This window comes from Microbacterium sp. NFH-22A-Y (assembly GCF_021401375.1).
GTDB classification, from domain to species: domain Bacteria; phylum Actinomycetota; class Actinomycetes; order Actinomycetales; family Microbacteriaceae; genus Microbacterium; species Microbacterium hominis.
Window position 1 is genome coordinate 196,037 of sequence record NZ_JACBGF010000001.1, and the last position, 14,682, is coordinate 210,718.

17 protein-coding genes are annotated in these 14,682 nt (G+C 71.3%); 14 read left to right on the forward strand and 3 right to left on the reverse strand.

The window, feature by feature from the left end:
* The 11 genes from L0965_RS00915 (at position 1) to L0965_RS00965 (ending at position 8,666) form a co-directional block, all read left to right on the forward strand.
* On the forward strand, positions 1-855 hold the full coding sequence (locus L0965_RS00915; RefSeq protein WP_267956415.1) for a metal ABC transporter permease: 855 nt from the start codon (positions 1-3) through the stop codon (positions 853-855).
* 55 nt (positions 856-910) lie between these two features.
* The gene (locus L0965_RS00920; protein ID WP_060959752.1) at positions 911-1,333 is read left to right on the forward strand and encodes a Fur family transcriptional regulator; all 423 of its coding nucleotides are present in this window, start codon (positions 911-913) and stop codon (positions 1,331-1,333) included.
* A complete protein-coding gene (locus tag L0965_RS00925; RefSeq protein ID WP_061782192.1) occupies positions 1,323-2,333 on the forward strand; it encodes a permease in 1,011 nt (336 codons plus the stop codon). Before L0965_RS00920 ends, L0965_RS00925 begins: the two co-directional genes overlap by 11 nt.
* Entirely contained in the window at positions 2,326-3,108 is a 783-nt protein-coding gene (locus L0965_RS00930) for a TIGR03943 family protein (protein ID WP_101305342.1), read from the forward strand. The genes L0965_RS00925 and L0965_RS00930 overlap by 8 nt, the downstream gene beginning before the upstream one ends.
* The gene (locus L0965_RS00935) at positions 3,098-4,522 is read left to right on the forward strand and encodes a hypothetical protein (RefSeq protein WP_101305343.1); all 1,425 of its coding nucleotides are present in this window, start codon (positions 3,098-3,100) and stop codon (positions 4,520-4,522) included. Before L0965_RS00930 ends, L0965_RS00935 begins: the two co-directional genes overlap by 11 nt.
* Before the next feature lie 4 nt (positions 4,523-4,526).
* On the forward strand, positions 4,527-5,228 hold the full coding sequence (locus tag L0965_RS00940) for a DNA-3-methyladenine glycosylase (protein ID WP_101305344.1): 702 nt from the start codon (positions 4,527-4,529) through the stop codon (positions 5,226-5,228).
* Positions 5,229-5,340: 112 nt separating this feature from the next.
* Positions 5,341-5,577 carry a 50S ribosomal protein L28 gene (gene rpmB / locus L0965_RS00945; protein ID WP_060959747.1) on the forward strand — a complete coding sequence of 79 codons (237 nt, stop codon included), beginning with the start codon at positions 5,341-5,343 and terminating at the stop codon, positions 5,575-5,577.
* Positions 5,577-5,747, forward strand: coding sequence for a 50S ribosomal protein L33 (gene rpmG, locus L0965_RS00950; protein WP_005051772.1), 171 nt, complete (start codon positions 5,577-5,579; stop codon positions 5,745-5,747). Before rpmB ends, rpmG begins: the two co-directional genes overlap by 1 nt.
* A 4-nt stretch (positions 5,748-5,751) precedes the next feature.
* Entirely contained in the window at positions 5,752-6,057 is a 306-nt protein-coding gene (gene rpsN, locus L0965_RS00955) for a 30S ribosomal protein S14 (protein WP_005051773.1), read from the forward strand.
* Between the two features lie 258 nt (positions 6,058-6,315).
* A complete protein-coding gene (locus L0965_RS00960) occupies positions 6,316-6,594 on the forward strand; it encodes an HU family DNA-binding protein (protein WP_005051774.1) in 279 nt (92 codons plus the stop codon).
* A gap of 77 nt (positions 6,595-6,671) precedes the next feature.
* On the forward strand, positions 6,672-8,666 hold the full coding sequence (locus tag L0965_RS00965) for a cytochrome c oxidase assembly protein (RefSeq protein ID WP_060959779.1): 1,995 nt from the start codon (positions 6,672-6,674) through the stop codon (positions 8,664-8,666).
* A gap of 13 nt (positions 8,667-8,679) precedes the next feature.
* On the opposite strand, the gene L0965_RS00970 is transcribed toward L0965_RS00965, so the two are convergent.
* A complete protein-coding gene (locus L0965_RS00970; protein ID WP_101305345.1) occupies positions 8,680-9,777 on the reverse strand; it encodes a hypothetical protein in 1,098 nt (365 codons plus the stop codon).
* A 47-nt stretch (positions 9,778-9,824) separates the two neighbouring features.
* Between L0965_RS00970 and L0965_RS00975 the strand changes: the two genes are divergently transcribed.
* Positions 9,825-11,210: an AAA family ATPase gene (locus L0965_RS00975; protein WP_267956420.1), complete on the forward strand. Its 1,386-nt coding sequence runs from the start codon at positions 9,825-9,827 to the stop codon at positions 11,208-11,210.
* Positions 11,211-11,304: 94 nt separating this feature from the next.
* Here the strand turns inward: L0965_RS00975 and L0965_RS00980 are convergent, their stop codons facing one another.
* Together L0965_RS00980 and L0965_RS00985 are read right to left on the reverse strand one after the other, a co-directional pair.
* Positions 11,305-11,964, reverse strand: a complete 660-nt coding sequence (locus tag L0965_RS00980) for a heme oxygenase (biliverdin-producing) (RefSeq protein WP_101305346.1) — start codon at positions 11,962-11,964, stop codon at positions 11,305-11,307.
* A gap of 59 nt (positions 11,965-12,023) precedes the next feature.
* Complete coding sequence (locus L0965_RS00985; protein WP_101305347.1) at positions 12,024-12,335, reverse strand: DUF2470 domain-containing protein; 312 nt, start codon at positions 12,333-12,335, stop codon at positions 12,024-12,026.
* A gap of 143 nt (positions 12,336-12,478) precedes the next feature.
* Between L0965_RS00985 and L0965_RS00990 the strand changes: the two genes are divergently transcribed.
* Both L0965_RS00990 and L0965_RS00995 read left to right on the forward strand, forming a co-directional pair.
* Complete coding sequence (locus L0965_RS00990) at positions 12,479-13,732, forward strand: serine hydrolase (protein ID WP_101305348.1); 1,254 nt, start codon at positions 12,479-12,481, stop codon at positions 13,730-13,732.
* A gap of 10 nt (positions 13,733-13,742) precedes the next feature.
* Positions 13,743-14,630 (forward strand): DMT family transporter, encoded by an 888-nt coding sequence (locus L0965_RS00995; protein WP_101305349.1) that lies wholly within the window; start codon positions 13,743-13,745, stop codon positions 14,628-14,630.
* The last annotated feature ends 52 nt before the right edge of the window (positions 14,631-14,682 follow it).

The window sequence follows — 14,682 nt, forward strand, 5'->3', positions numbered from 1 at the left end:
ATGGACGACATCGCGAACGCGCTCTTCGGCGGGCTCTCGCGCTACGGCGACATCCTCGCGCTCGTGCAGAACTCGGTGTGGGCGGGAGCCGTGCTCGGCATCGTCGGCGGGCTCATCGGCGTGTTCGTCATGCAGCGCGACATGGCCTTCGCGGTGCACGGCATCAGCGAGCTCTCCTTCGCCGGAGCGGCCGCCGCGCTCCTGCTCGGCTTCGACGTCGTGACGGGCTCCATCTTCGGATCGCTCGTCGCGGCCGGCCTCATCGGATGGCTCGGAGCGCGGGCGCGCGATCGCAACTCGATCATCGGCGTGCTCATGCCCTTCGGGCTCGGCATCGGCATCCTGTGCATCTCGCTCTACAACGGGCGCAGCGCCAACCGCTTCAGCCTGCTCACCGGCCAGATCGTTTCGGTGCAGAGCGATCAGCTCACCGTGCTGATCGTGCTGAGCGCCATCGTGCTCGTCGCGCTCCTGCTGATCTGGCGCCCGCTGACCTTCGACTCCCTCGACCCGCAGTCGGCCGCCGCCCGCGGAGTGCCGACCACGGTCGTGTCCTTCGCCTTCATGCTCCTGCTCGGCATCGTCGTCGCCGTCGCCGTCCACATCATCGGCGCACTGCTCGTGCTCTCGCTGCTGGTCACCCCCGCCGCGGCGGCGATGCGCGTGTCCAACGGTCCCGTCGCGGTGCCGCTGCTCGCCGCCGGCTTCGGCGTCACGGCGGCCGTCGGCGGCATCCTCCTCGCGATCGCCGGCACGCTGCCGGTGAGCCCGTACATCACGACGCTGTCCTTCCTCATCTACCTCGTCTGTCGTGCGATCGACGGGGTCCGTCGGCGGGGCAGTGTCGAGGCGTGAGGGCGGGCTGCGCCGTGTCCAGCCCGCTCCAAGACCCCGTGGGTAGACTCGCCGCATGGCCCAGCGCAACACCTGGCAGCGCGATCGCGTGCGCGAGGCGCTGAGCGACGCCACCGGTTTCGTCAGCGCTCAGACGCTGCATGCCACCCTGCGCGACGAGAACACCGGCATCGGTCTCGCGACCGTCTACCGCGCCCTGGCGACGCTGGCCGCGAGCGGCGAGGCCGACCAGCTGCAGAGCCCGGACGGCGAGGCGATCTACCGCGCCTGCACCAGCACGGGCCACCACCATCACCTGATCTGCCGTTCGTGCGGGCTCGCCGTGGAGATCGAGGCCAGCGAGGTCGAGGCGTGGGCGCAGCGCACCGCCGCAGCGCACGGGTTCACCGAGGCCGAGCACGTGGTCGACATCTTCGGCGTGTGCGCGGCCTGCGCGGCGCAACGGGCGGCGGCGAGCCCCGGAGACCGTGTCGACTGAGGTGCGCGCCGCGCCGGTCCGCACCGCGGTGGCCGTCGGCATCGGCGTGCTGGTCGTCGCGACGCTCGTCGTCATCGCTCTCCTCTCGCCCGGGCCGTCGCTTCCGACGAGGGCGCAGGACGGACTGACCCTCGCGATCAGCGTGCTGATCGAGTCGCTGCCCTTCGTCGTGCTGGGCGTGCTGCTGTCGATCGTCGTGCAGGTGTGGGTGCCTGCCGGCGTCATCGAACGGTGGATGCCGCGCGCGCCGTGGGCGCGCCGCGCCGTGCTGTCGTTGCTCGGCATGCTCATCCCGGTCTGCGAGTGCGGCAACGTGCCGTTCGCCCGCGGCCTCATGATGCGCGGACTGGGCGTCGCCGAGACCCTCACCTTCCTGATCGCGGCGCCGATCGTCAACCCGATCGTCATCATCACGACCCATCAGGCGTTCGGCTTCGACGACGGCATCCTCATCGCCCGCCTGCTCGGCGGGTACGCCGTCGCCAACCTCATCGGATGGCTGTACAGCCGGCATCCCGACCCGGACGGCCTCATCACCGACCGCTTCCGCGCCAGCTGCGAGCTCTCGCTCGACAACGCCGCCCACGGCGGCGGCCCCGGCAAGGCGCAGCGCAGCCTCGCCCAGTTCGTCGTGGAACTGCGCGCCGTGATGCCGGCTCTCGTCATCGGCTCCGCCATCGCCGGCGCCGTGCAGGTGCTCGTGCCGCGCTCGGCACTGCTGGCGATCGGCTCCAACCCCGCACTGTCGATCATCGCGATGATCGCGCTCGCGATGATCGTCTCCATCTGCTCCAATGTCGACGCCTTCTTCGCGCTCTCGTTCGCCTCGACGTTCACGCCCGGCTCGATCGTCGCGTTCCTGCTGGTCGGACCGCTCGTCGACGTCAAGATGCTGGCGCTGCTGCGCACGACCTTCCGCACGAAGGTCCTCGGCGGTCTGGTGATCGTCGTCGTGCTGTTCGCCATCGCCGTCGGATCGGTGGTGAACCTCGTTGCGTGACCTCCTCGGATCCCGGCTCCTCGGTGTCGGCCTCGCCGCCGGCCTCTCCGCCGTCACGGTCGTGCTGTGGCTCACCGGTCAGCTCGCGCTCTACATCAACCCCTCGTCGAACTGGTTCGCGGTGCCGATGGCGATCCTCGCACTGGTCGGCGCCGTGCTCAGCTTCGCGCTGCCGCGCGGCGCGGAGGCCGATCACGGGCACGACCACGGCGACGGGCACGAGCATGAGCACGGCGACGGACACGACCACGGCGACGACCACGGGCACGAGGCGCGCTCGGTGTGGGGCACCGCCGCGACGGTGAGCGGCGGCATCCTGGCCACGGGCGTGGTCGCCGCCATCGTGCTCACACCCCCGGCGACGCTGTCGGCCGAGCTCGCCATGCAGCGCGACACCGGAGCGCCGCCGCTGTTCCAGGGCTCCGACACCGTGGCCCTCGCGTCGACCGGCGACACGTCGACGTTCGGCGTCGGCGAGTGGGCGAGCGTGTTCGCGACCGCGACCAACCCCGAGGCGTTCGACGGGGACACCATCACCCTCACCGGTTTCGTCACGCCCACCGACGGCGGCTTCGGGCTCACCCGGCTCGTGATCACCCACTGCGTGATCGACGCGCAGCCGGCCAGCGTGCCGGTCGCGCTCACCGACGGCATCCCGTCGACCGGCACCTGGGTCACGGTGACCGGGACGATCCGCGACGCCGACGGGCGCCTGCAGATCCAGCCGGCGTCGGTGCAGACCGTCGACCAGCCCAAGGACCCGTATGAGTACTGATCGCGCGACGCGCCGCGAGCGCACGCGCCGGCGACGCTCCCGCGCCTTCCTCGCGGGCTTCGCGCTCGTCGTCGGCGCCCTCGCCGTCGTCGGGCTCGCCGGCTCCGCCGTGACGGTCGCGCAGGGGCCGCGCGTCACCAACGTGAGCGTCGACCCGGATGCCGCGGCGAGCGCCTCCGGCTCGCGCCTGATCATCACCACGACGCAGTCGCTGGCGACGGTCGAACCCGCACAGGTCACGGTCTCTCCCGCGGCGCCGTTCACGGTCGACACGTCGGGGCGCAGCGTCGGCATCCGCTTCACCCAGCCGCTGTGGGACGACACCTCCTACACCGTCACGATCGCGGGGCTCGTCGGTGTGGGCGGCGGGCCGACGGCCGCCGTCGAGCACAGCTTCACGACACCGCCCCTCCACGCGTACGTGCTCCAGCGCGGCACCGGCGGCGACACGATCCTGCGCACCGACCTCGCCGGAGAAGACCCCGAGCCGGTCTACACGAACGCCCACATCGAGGACTTCCGCGCGACGTCCGGCCACCTGGTGATGTCGACCCTCGGCGACGACGACACCTCCCACCTCGTCGTCACCGACCTCGACGGCGGCAACGTCCGCGAGCTGGCACTGCCCGGCAACGGCACCGTGACCGATCTGCAGAGCGCCGATCGCGGCGATCTCATCGGCTACACGTTCACCGACGCCACGGTCGGCACTCCCGGCGCCCGCGAGGCCCGCCTCTTCACGGCGTCGCTGACCGCCGCGCAGTCCGATGCCGCACCCACGATGATCGAACGCACGGGGGGAGAGTCGCGGGTCGACGACTGGCGTTTCGTGCCCGGCACCGACAGCATCCTGATGCTCACCTACGACGGCGCCCTCACCCTCATCTCCCCGTCGGGCGGCGACCCGGTCACGCTGGGGACGGCCGTCTCCATCGACGGCATCGCCCGCGGCACGACGACCGCGATCATCGAGCGTGTGGAGGGACCGGCGGCCATCGATCTGGCGACCGCCACCCAGGTGCCGCTGCCGCCCACCGACAAGGCGCTGGGCCAGACGAACAAGATGACGCCGATGACCGACGGGAGCACCCTGCGCGTGCTCGCCGTCGTCGACGGGTTCACCGTGCGGTCGACGACCGTGAACGTCGTCGACGCGTCGGGGGCGGCGACCCCCGTGTTCTCGGTCGATCCGAAGGACATCCTCATCCAGTCGTGCGTCTCGCCCAGCGGGCGCTACGCCGCCTTCCTCGTGGCGCCGGATGCCGTGTCGAACCCGTACGACGGCTACCGCCTCCCCCTCCCGACCCACGTGCGGACGCACGTCGTCGCGCTGACGGGGGCCGACGCGGGCACCGAGGTGGGCGCGCTCGCCGGCTTCGACATCTCGTGGTGCCAGACCCCTCCGCGCGGATGACGCCATGACGACGACGGGTCTCGTCCCGGCCACGCGCGCGGCGCTCGCGGGGCTGCCGGTCGACGTCGCGCCGCGGCTGCTCGACGGCGTGCTGGAGGTCGCGAGCGACGGCGCGGTGGTCGCGGTGCGCCTCACCGAGGTCGAGGCCTACCACGGCGCCGGCACGGGCCCCGAGCCCGACCCCGGCTCGCATGCGCGCGGCGGACGGACCGCCCGCAACGCCACGATGTGGGGACCGCCCGGGCACCTCTACGTCTACCTGAGTCACGGCATCCACTCGTGCGTCAACGTCGTGTGCGGACCCGAGGGTCAGGCGGGTGGCGTGCTGCTGCGGGCCGGTGAGATCGTCGCGGGAGAGGACGTCGCGTTCTCGCGGCGCCCCGCGGCCCGCGCCGGCCGCGACCTCGCGCGGGGTCCCGGCCGGCTCGGGGATGCCGTGGGGCTCCGGCATCCGCTGCACGACGGCATCGACGCGGTCACGGGAGCGCCGTGGGCCGGCGCGGTCGCCCGGCTGTGGCTGCCGACCCGTCCGCGCACCGACGTCGCCGCGGGTCCGCGGGTCGGGGTGGCCGGCGTCGGGGGCACCGCCGCGTTCCCGTGGCGGTTCTGGATCGAGGGCGATCCCACGGTCTCGCCGTTCCGGTGGGGACGGGGAGCCGGGCCGCTCGCGGGAGTCAAGGCGACACGCCCGGCCGTGCTAGACTGACTCTTTGTCTGCGCGCACTCCAGCACGCAGTTCGTATCCCTGTGTTCAGAGGGATGCAGACAAGGGATCTTGGGTGGCACCGTCCGGTGTCACGGTACTAAGGAGAATCACTATGGCAGCAGTGTGCCAGGTGACCGGAGCAGTTCCCGGCTTCGGTCACAACATCTCGCACTCGCACCGCCGGACGAAGCGTCGCTTCGACCCGAACGTGCAGAAGAAGACCTACTACGTTCCTTCGCTCGGTCGCAAGATCACGCTGAACGTCTCGGCCAAGGGCATCAAGGTCATTGACGCCCGCGGCATCGAGTCGGTCGTGAAGGACCTCCTCGCGAAGGGTGTGAAGCTCTAATGGCGAAGAAGGCTCAGGACGTCCGTCCGATCATCAAGCTCCGGTCGACTGCCGGCACGGGGTACACCTACGTGACGCGTAAGAACCGTCGCAACAACCCCGACCGCATCGTGCTGAAGAAGTACGACCCGGTGATCCGCAAGCACGTCGAATTCCGAGAGGAGCGCTGATCTCATGGCCAAGAAGAGCAAGATCGCGCGCAACAACCAGCGCGAGGAGGTCGTCGCCCGTTACGCCGAGAAGCGTGCCGAGCTGAAGAAGACCCTCGTCGACCCGAACGCGACCGACGAGGCCCGCGAGGCCGCCCGCGTCGGCCTGCAGAAGCTTCCCCGCAACGCGTCGCCCGTGCGCCTGCGTGGCCGTGACGCCATCGACGGTCGCCCCCGCGGCTACCTGTCGAAGTTCGGCATCTCGCGCGTCCGCTTCCGCGACATGGCGCACAAGGGCGAGCTGCCCGGCGTGACCAAGTCGAGCTGGTAAGCACCGCACCCGTCGGAAGGCCCGGTTCTCCTCGCGGAGGCCGGGCCTTCTGCTGTGCCCGCCGCGGTCACATCAGCCACATCCGTCACCGATCCGGGCCGACACGCCGGTGAAGATGACGTCTGAGGGCCGGAAATCCGCGGATTTCCGCGGATCGTAGGTATATTCGGGGACGGTCCAACCGACCAAACCGGTCGCCTCGCGTCCGGTCCGATCTCACTGAAGGCGGCATCTGCTGCCGTCTGGAGGACAACCCCAATGGCTATCACCAAGACTGAGCTCGTCGCGAGCATCGCCAGCGCCACCGGCGAGAGCCAGGCCACCGTCGGCCGCGTCGTCGACGGCCTGTTCTCGGCTGTCTCCGAGGCCGTCGCCAAGGGCGAGAAGGTCACGATCCCCGGCTTCCTCTCGTTCGAGCAGGTCGCCACGGCCGCCCGCACGGGCCGCAACCCGCAGACGGGTGAGGAGATCAAGATCGCCGCGGGCAAGCGCGTCAAGGTCACCGCGGGCTCGAAGCTCAAGGCCGCCGTCAAGTAAGCACGGTCCTGCGAAGGGGGGATGCCGCTCGGCATCCCCCCTTTCGTGTGTCCGGCGCCGCGTAGGCTGGACGGGTGATCTCGACCCGTGCGCTGCGCCTCGCGGGCCCCGCGATCCTCGTCGCGTCCGCCCTCGCCGCTCTGGTGCTCGGGCTGCTGTACGGGGGCGGGGCCGCGCCCCTGCTCATCGGCGACGCCGGTCCCGTCGTGCGCTGGGGGCTTCCCCTCGTGACGCTCGCCGTCAACCTGTCGGCGGCGGGGATGCTCGGTGCCCTGGTGCTCGCGCTCTTCGCGCTGCGGGCCGGGGAGAGCACGTTCGACGCGGCGCTGGACACGGCGTCCATCTCGGCCGCCCTCTTCACCGTGGCCAGCGGGCTCACCGCGTTCTTCACCTTCCTCAGCATCTTCAACGCGACCCCCGACGTCGGTGCGGAGTTCGGCGGACAGCTCGGACGCTTCCTCGTCGAGACCGACGTGGGCCGCGCGTGGTCGCTCACGACGATCGCCGGGGCGGGCCTGACGGTGCTCACCTTCGCCGTCCGCGGGTGGACGTCGACGCTCGTCGTGGCGGTGCTGGCGGCGGCGAGCCTCGTGCCCATGGCGACGCAGGGCCACTCGGGCGACGAGGCCGGTCACAACATCGCCGTCTCGGCGCTCGTGCTGCACATCGTCGCCGCGGCCGTCTGGCTCGGCGGCCTGCTGCTTCTCATCGTGCTGCGACCGCAGCTGCGCGTCGCGGAGCTCGGCGCGGTGCTGACCCGCTACTCGAGCCTCGCGCTCGTCGCCTTCGTGGTCGTGTCGCTGTCGGGCGTCGCCCGCGCGGCCGTCGGCGTCGTCGAGCCCCGCTATCTGCTGTCGCCGTACGGCGCCCTGCTGGGTGTGAAAGTGGTCGCGCTGCTGCTGCTGGGCGCGCTGGGCGCGCGGTACCGCACGGGAGTGATCGCCCGTATCGCCCGCGCCGATCGGGCGGGCCAGGATGCCGCGGCGCGCCGCTTCTGGGGCCTCGTGACGCTCGAGCTCGTCTTCATGGGCATCGCCAGCGGTGCGGCGGTGGCGCTCTCGCGCACCCCGCCGCCCGTGGACACGACCCTGCCAGAGGTGAAGACGCCGGCCGAGATCCTGACCGGAACGCCGCTACCGCCCGAGCTGACCATCACGCAGTGGTTCACGCAGTGGGACATCGACATCCTGTGGGTCTTCGCCGTCGGCTTCGGGCTGTTCTTCTACCTCGCCGGGGTGTGGCGCCTGCACCGCCGCGGCGACCGCTGGCCGATCTACCGCACCGTGCTCTGGGTGCTCGGCCTGCTGTCGCTGTTCTGGGTCACGAGCGGACCGATCAACGCGTATCAGGACTACCTGTTCAGCATGCACATGATCGGGCACATGCTGCTGTCGATGGCGATCCCGATGATGCTCGTGTTCGGGGCTCCCGTGACCCTGGCCTCCCGGGCCATCGCCAAGCGCGACGACGGCACGCGGGGCGGTCGCGAGTGGATCCTGTGGGCGGTGCACACGCCGTTCTCCCGGGTGATCACGCATCCGCTGTTCGCCGCGGCGATGTTCATCGGGTCGCTCTGGGCGTTCTACTACACCGACCTTTTCCGCTGGACCCTCTACGACCACATCGGCCACGAGTGGATGGTCGCGCACTTCCTGATCTCGGGGTACCTGTTCGTGCAGTCGCTCGTCGGCATCGATCCGGTGCCGCTGCGCTACCCCTATCCGTTCCGGCTGCTGACCCTCATCGGTGTCATGGCCATGCACGCGTTCTTCGGCATCGCGATCATGATGTCCACCGGCCTGTTCGTCGCGGAGTGGTTCGGCTCGATGGGACGCACGTGGGGCGAGGCGCCGCTGGTCGATCAGTACACGGGCGGCGGGGTCGCCTGGTCGATCGGCGAGATCCCGACCCTCATCCTCGCCATCACCGTCGCGATCCAGTGGAGCCGTTCCGACGAGCGGACGCAGCGGCGCAGCGACCGTCACGCCGACCGCACCGGCGACGCCGAGCTGGAGGCTTACAACGCCCGGCTCGCCGAGCTCGCCGAACGCGACGCCCGCGCGGCGCGCTGAGGCGACCGCGTCCTCAGCTCGCGGGTTCCACCTGGATGGAGGCGGTGCCGTCGGGAAGCATCGTGATCGTCCCGCCGACCCGGAACGGCACGTCCTCGTCGACGTGACGGACGGTGCCGTCGAAGATCGATCTGATGTCGACGACGACGTGCGCCACGGCATCCGCTGCAGCGATGGCCCACCCGGCGCCGTCGGGCTCGAGCGTGATCGTGGGCTGCGTGACCATCGACCACACCGGCGGCTCGACGATGCGGTTGCGCACCTGGAGTCCGAACGGGCACCCCGTCGGCTGCAGCACCTGCTGGGTCGTGCACGCCGTCAGGAACGACTCGACGCGGTCCTGCACGACCGCCACGAACTGCGTCGTCGGCTGCGTCTGGATGTCGACGGGCACCTGGGCCTGCGGCGTGTCGGACAGGACCGCGACCCCCGCACTCGTGGAGACGGGGGTGTCGACCGAGATGGAGTAGAGGCCGGGCGAGAAGACGAGGAGCGCGACCGGCGCGAGCGGATCGGCCTGCGCACCGGCCGGCGAGACCTGCCGCGTGTCGACCGCGAACCCGTTGACCGAGAACGCGGTGGCGCCGCGGAGCGTCAGGTCGATCACCGCGAGAGGACTCTGCGCGAACCGCCACGTGGGCGCCAGCCCGACCCAGCCGGAGCGCTCCACGCGGAAGGTCGACGTGCCGCGGTGCGGGCCCGCCTGGTACGACATCGTCACGACCTCGACGCCGTCGCTCTCCTGCTCGCTCACGACCTGGATGTCGCTGAGCGGGGCGAGCGCCGCGCGGCGCAGCAGCGCCTCGCTCGCGTCGGCGGGCAGGCCCGCGGAGGTCAGATCGGTGGAGTCGATCGTGACGCCCGGCAGCGCCAGCGCCTCCGGCGCGCGGCCCTGGCTCAGCATCTCCAGATACCGGGTGACGAAAGCGCCGGGGCTGTAGAGATCGCGGTAGATCGTGACGGTCGCCGCGCCGACCGCCGCCAGCAGCAGCACGCCGACCACGGCGAGGGCGGTCAGGTCCAGGGCCAGCCGGCGGCTTCCGCGGCGGGCGGAGGAGCGGAGCGACGCGGCATCGCCTCGCGTCTGCGCCGCGCGCGCATCGACACCCACCACCCCGTCCACAGGTCCAGTCTAGGAAACGGATGCTGATGGCTAGCATGGATCCGGTGAGCATCCCCGCCCTGTCCGCCGAGCAGGAGGAGCTGTTCCGCCTCATCGAGGACACTCGCGAGCACGTGTTCGTGACGGGACGGGCCGGTACCGGCAAGTCGACCCTCCTGCAGCATCTCGCGTGGAACACGCAGAAGCAGATCGCCGTGTGCGCGCCCACGGGCGTGGCGGCGCTGAACGTCGAGGGGCAGACGATCCACTCGCTCTTCCGGCTGCCGATCGGGCTCATCGCCGACAGCGAGCTCGACCAGTCCGAGCCGGCCCGCCGTGTGCTGAAGGCGATCGACACACTCGTGATCGACGAGGTCTCCATGGTCAACGCCGACCTCATGGATGCCATCGACCGCTCCCTCCGCCAGGCCCGGGGCCGCCGGTCGGAGCCGTTCGGCGGGGTGCAGGTGATCATGTTCGGCGATCCCTACCAGTTGTCACCGGTGCCCCCGCGCGGTGATGAGCTGCGCTACATCAACGATCACTACCGGTCGTTCTGGTTCTTCGACGCGCAGGTGTGGGCGGGACCGTCGGCCGACGGCTCCGCGATCCGCTCGGACGGACTGCTCGACCTCGGCCGGGTGGGCGCGCCCCTGCACATCCGCGAGCTGCGCGAGATCCACCGGCAGGCCGACAACGGCTTCAAGGCCATGCTGAACGCGGTGCGCCACGGGGTCGTGACCGCGGAGATCGCCGGCATGCTCAACGCCGCCGGGGCTCGTCCCGTCCCGGAGCCGGTCGACGGCGAGCCTCCGATCATCACCCTCGCCACGCGCAACGACATCGTCTCCCGCATCAACCAGCGTCACCTCGACGCGCTGCCCGGGCCGGTGCAGACGGCGCGCGCCGACATCAGCGGCGACTTCGGCCGGGGCGAGGCGTCGTATCCGGCCGACACGGAGCTGCAGCTCAAGGTCGGCGCCCAGGTGATGTTCCTGCGCAACGACGTGGGCACGCGGGGCGACGGACCGCGCTGGGTGAACGGGTCGATCGGCACCGTGACCCGGATCGCGGGTGGCACGGTGCGCGTCGAGATCGACGGCGAGGAGGTCGACGTCGAGCCGGCCGTGTGGGAGAGGTTCCGCTACGCGTACGACCCGGCCTCGCGAAAGCTCACGCGTGACATCGTCGCCGAGTTCACGCAGTTCCCGCTCCGCCTGGCCTGGGCCGTGACGATCCACAAGTCGCAGGGGAAGACCTACGACCGCGCCGTCATCGACCTCGGCTCGGGCGCCTTCGCCCCCGGACAGACGTACGTCGCGCTGTCGCGGCTCACCTCGCTCGACGGCCTGTACCTCTCACGGCCGCTCCGCCCGAGCGACATCCTCGTGGATGCCGACGTCCGCCGCTTCATGGCCGGGGTCCGCGCCGCCGGCTTCTGACCCTCGGGCGTTTCGACTCGCTGCGCTCGCTCAACGACCGGGGGTCGCACCCGGTCGTTGAGCGACGAGCGCAGCGAGGAGTCGAAACGCGCGGTCAGGCGGATGCCGCGGTCGCGGCCTTCGCGGCGGCGAGGTCGACGAAGAGGTCGGTGTTGAACTGGTATGCCGTCAGGACCTCGTCGATGACGCGCTCGCGTTCGGCGGCATCCCAGGCGACCGCGTCGAGCTGCTCGCGGTAGACATCCTTGAACGCGGCGGGATCGGCGATCTCGTCGAAGAGGTAGAAGCCGATGCCGTTGGTCTCGAAGCCGAACTGCCGCGCCATCAGCTTGCCGATGAAGAGGCCGCCCGAGAGGTCGCCGAGATACCGGGTGTAGTGGTGGGCGACGAAGCCGCCGGGCCAGCTGGTGCCGACCTCCCGGATCCGCTCGACGTAGCGCCGCGTCGTGGGCAGGGGCTCGATGCGCGCGCGCCAGTCGTCGCCGATGAGGAACGCCAGGTCGGCCTCGATCGCGGGCAGCCGCGTCAGCTTGTCGCTGATGAACGGGGCGGCGACGGGGTCGTGCCGCATCGTCTCGGCGGCGGTCTCGAGGGCGTCGTAGATGAACCAGTGCTGTGCGACGAGGGCGACGTAGTCGTCGCGCGTGCCGCGACCGCGCATCAGGTCGTCCATGAAGCCGGCGTGCTCGCTGCCGGAGTGGGCGGAGCGCGAACGCTCGCGCAGGGCGGTGGAGAACGGGATCGGCTCGGTCACAGCCGTCAGTGTATCTGAAACTAAGGCTCACCTAAACTGAAGGTTGCCTCCGAGAATGCTCAGGAGTGCGGGCGCGGCGTGATCCCCAGCCGGGCGCAGGCCTCGTCGTACAGCGCGACGATCTCGCGGCGCACCTCACGGCGCTCCGTGATGGCACCGCCCGGCCACGGGACCACGATGACGTCCTCGGTGCCGTCGGCGAGGCGGACGCGCCACCGGCCCGCCGCCCCGTCGAATCCGATCATCTCGGAGCCGACGACATCGGTGAGCGGAGCGAAGGCGCGGGCGATGAGGAGGTTGTCGTCGGAGTGGTCGTCGTTCATGTGACCGAGCACGCCGGCGAGGGCGTCGTCGTCGAAGGTGTGCGCCATGGCACCCACCTTAGAGCCGGCGCCGCCGCGCCCCGCGACCGGCCGCCGGCGAAATCCGTTCACAGAAACGTCACAGGAGTGTCACGGCGTCCGGTCCGGTGCGCATCGTGTTCTACGCTGAAAGAACTGATCAGGGGGTGAGGATGCGGGGTCTTCGTCGATCGCGACGTCTCGCGGCTGTAGCCGGCACGCTCGCGTTGGCGATCGCGCTGGCCGCGTGCTCGTCGGACGATTCCGTCTCGCTGCCGCTGCCCGATCAGGTGGATGCCGCCATCCCCGCGGACGTGCAAGGACAGCTGCAGACGGCCGTCGAGCGCGCCCTCGCCGCATCCGGTGCGTCGGGAGCCGTCGTGGGCGTCCGGGTGCCGTGGTCGGGCGTGTGGGAGGCGGGCGTCGGCACGACCGCGCCCGAGGGCGCCGCCGTCAGCGACACGATGACCTTCCACGCGGGAGCGACCACGCGGTCGATGACCTGCGATGTGCTCTACGGGCTGGTGCACGACGGCGTCGTCAGCCTCGACGACACGGCCGGCGAGTACGTGGCGGGTCTCGGCGACCAGGGGGGCGTGACCCTCGGCCAGCTCTGCGACTCGACGGCGGGACTCGCGTCGTACGGGCCGTCGATCGAGACGCGCACCCGCGCGACGCCGGCCCGGCAGTGGAACCCCCGCGAGCTTCTCGGCTACGGCATGTCGCGAGGCTCGACGGCCCAGCCCGGCACGGTCTTCGCCGACTCCGACACCGGCTACGTGCTGCTCGGTCTCGCGCTCGAGCGCGCGTCGGGCAAGAGCTCCGCGCAGCTCTACCAGCACTACGTCTTCGGCCCGAACGGCATGTCGGACAGCTCCTTCCCGAGCACCGGCTCCGCGCAGCTGCCCGGGCTGTGGACGGGCAACGCCGAAGACGGCAGCGCGGCCTGCAGTGCTCCGACGCCGATCGAGGACCTCTCGCCGGCGGCGGGGTTCACGGCATCCGGTGTCATCACGGATCTCGCCGATCTGAGCCGCTACGTCCAGGCGCTGGCCCTCGGGCTGCGCCCCTACGACGCCGCCGGCCGCTTCGACAACGCACTGCCGGCGGTCGCCGACGGCCCGTCGTGGTTCACGGCGCGCGGCGGCGTCTACCAGGCGGGCAGTCTCGTCGGGCAGTACGGAGCGGTTCCCGGCGCGCTCACGGCGGCCTTCGCCGACCGCAACACCGGGATGAGCGTCGTCGTGACGCTGAACAACTCCCGCGCCTCCGCCGATCTCGTGCGGAGCCTCGCCTGGGAGCTCGCCGCGATCGCCTCCAAGGCGCCCGCCGCCTCGGGGCGCACGGCCCCGCAGGCGGGGCTCCCGTGGACCGCCGAGGACATGGCCGCCCAGGTCGCGGCGGTCGCCGTCTGCCCGATCCCGTGATCCGCCGCCGGTGACCAGCGGTCGCGCGGGGGCGTCCGCGGCTCCGGCCGCCGTCGCGCTCGTCGTCGCCGGGCTCGCCTTCCAGGAGGGCGGCGCGGCCATCGCGGTCACCCTCTTCCCGCACGTCGGCCCGCTCGGCATGGTGATGCTGCGGCTGGTCTTCTCGGCCCTGATCCTCCTGATCGTCGCCCGTCCCCGGCTGCGGGGTCGCGGCGGTGCCGCGTGGCGCGACGTGGTGGTGTTCGGCGTCGTGCTCGTGATGATGAACGGGCTGTTCTATCTCGCGCTCGAGCGGCTCCCCCTGGGGGTCACGGTGACGATCGAGGTGCTCGGCCCGCTCGCCCTCTCGATCATCGCCGGCCGCGGGAGGGCGGCCTGGATCTGGGCGCTGCTCGCGTTCGCCGGCGTCGTCGCCCTCGCCGGCGGCGGATGGGATCGGCTCCGCCTCGACGGCGTGCTGTTCGCGCTCGGGGCGGCGGCGAGCTGGGCGCTCTACATCCTCGCGTCGTCGCGGGTGGGCGCCGCGTTCCCTCGTCTCGACGGGCTGGCGATCGCGATGACCGTCGGCGCCGTCCTCTCCCTCCCGTTCGGCCTCGTGGATGCCGGTGCTGCGCTCCTCCGGCCCGAGATCCTCGGGCTGGGCGCCGCCGTCGCGCTCTTGTCGTCGACGCTGCCCTACGCCTTCGAGCTCATCGCCCTGCGCCGTCTTCCGGCCGCGGCCTTCGCCGTGCTCATGAGTCTCGCCCCGGCCGTCGCCGCACTCGCCGGATGGGTGCTTCTCGGTCAGCATCTCGCGTGGTTGGAGGTCGTCGGCATCGCTCTGGTGATCGCCGCCTCGATCGGCGCGGTGCGCTCGGCCGGACGGCGCGCGGACGAGGGTGTCGAACCGGTCGGGTGACAGCGGTGACGGGGGGCGATCTCAGCCCCCGCTCGGCTGGCGGATAGCCGGG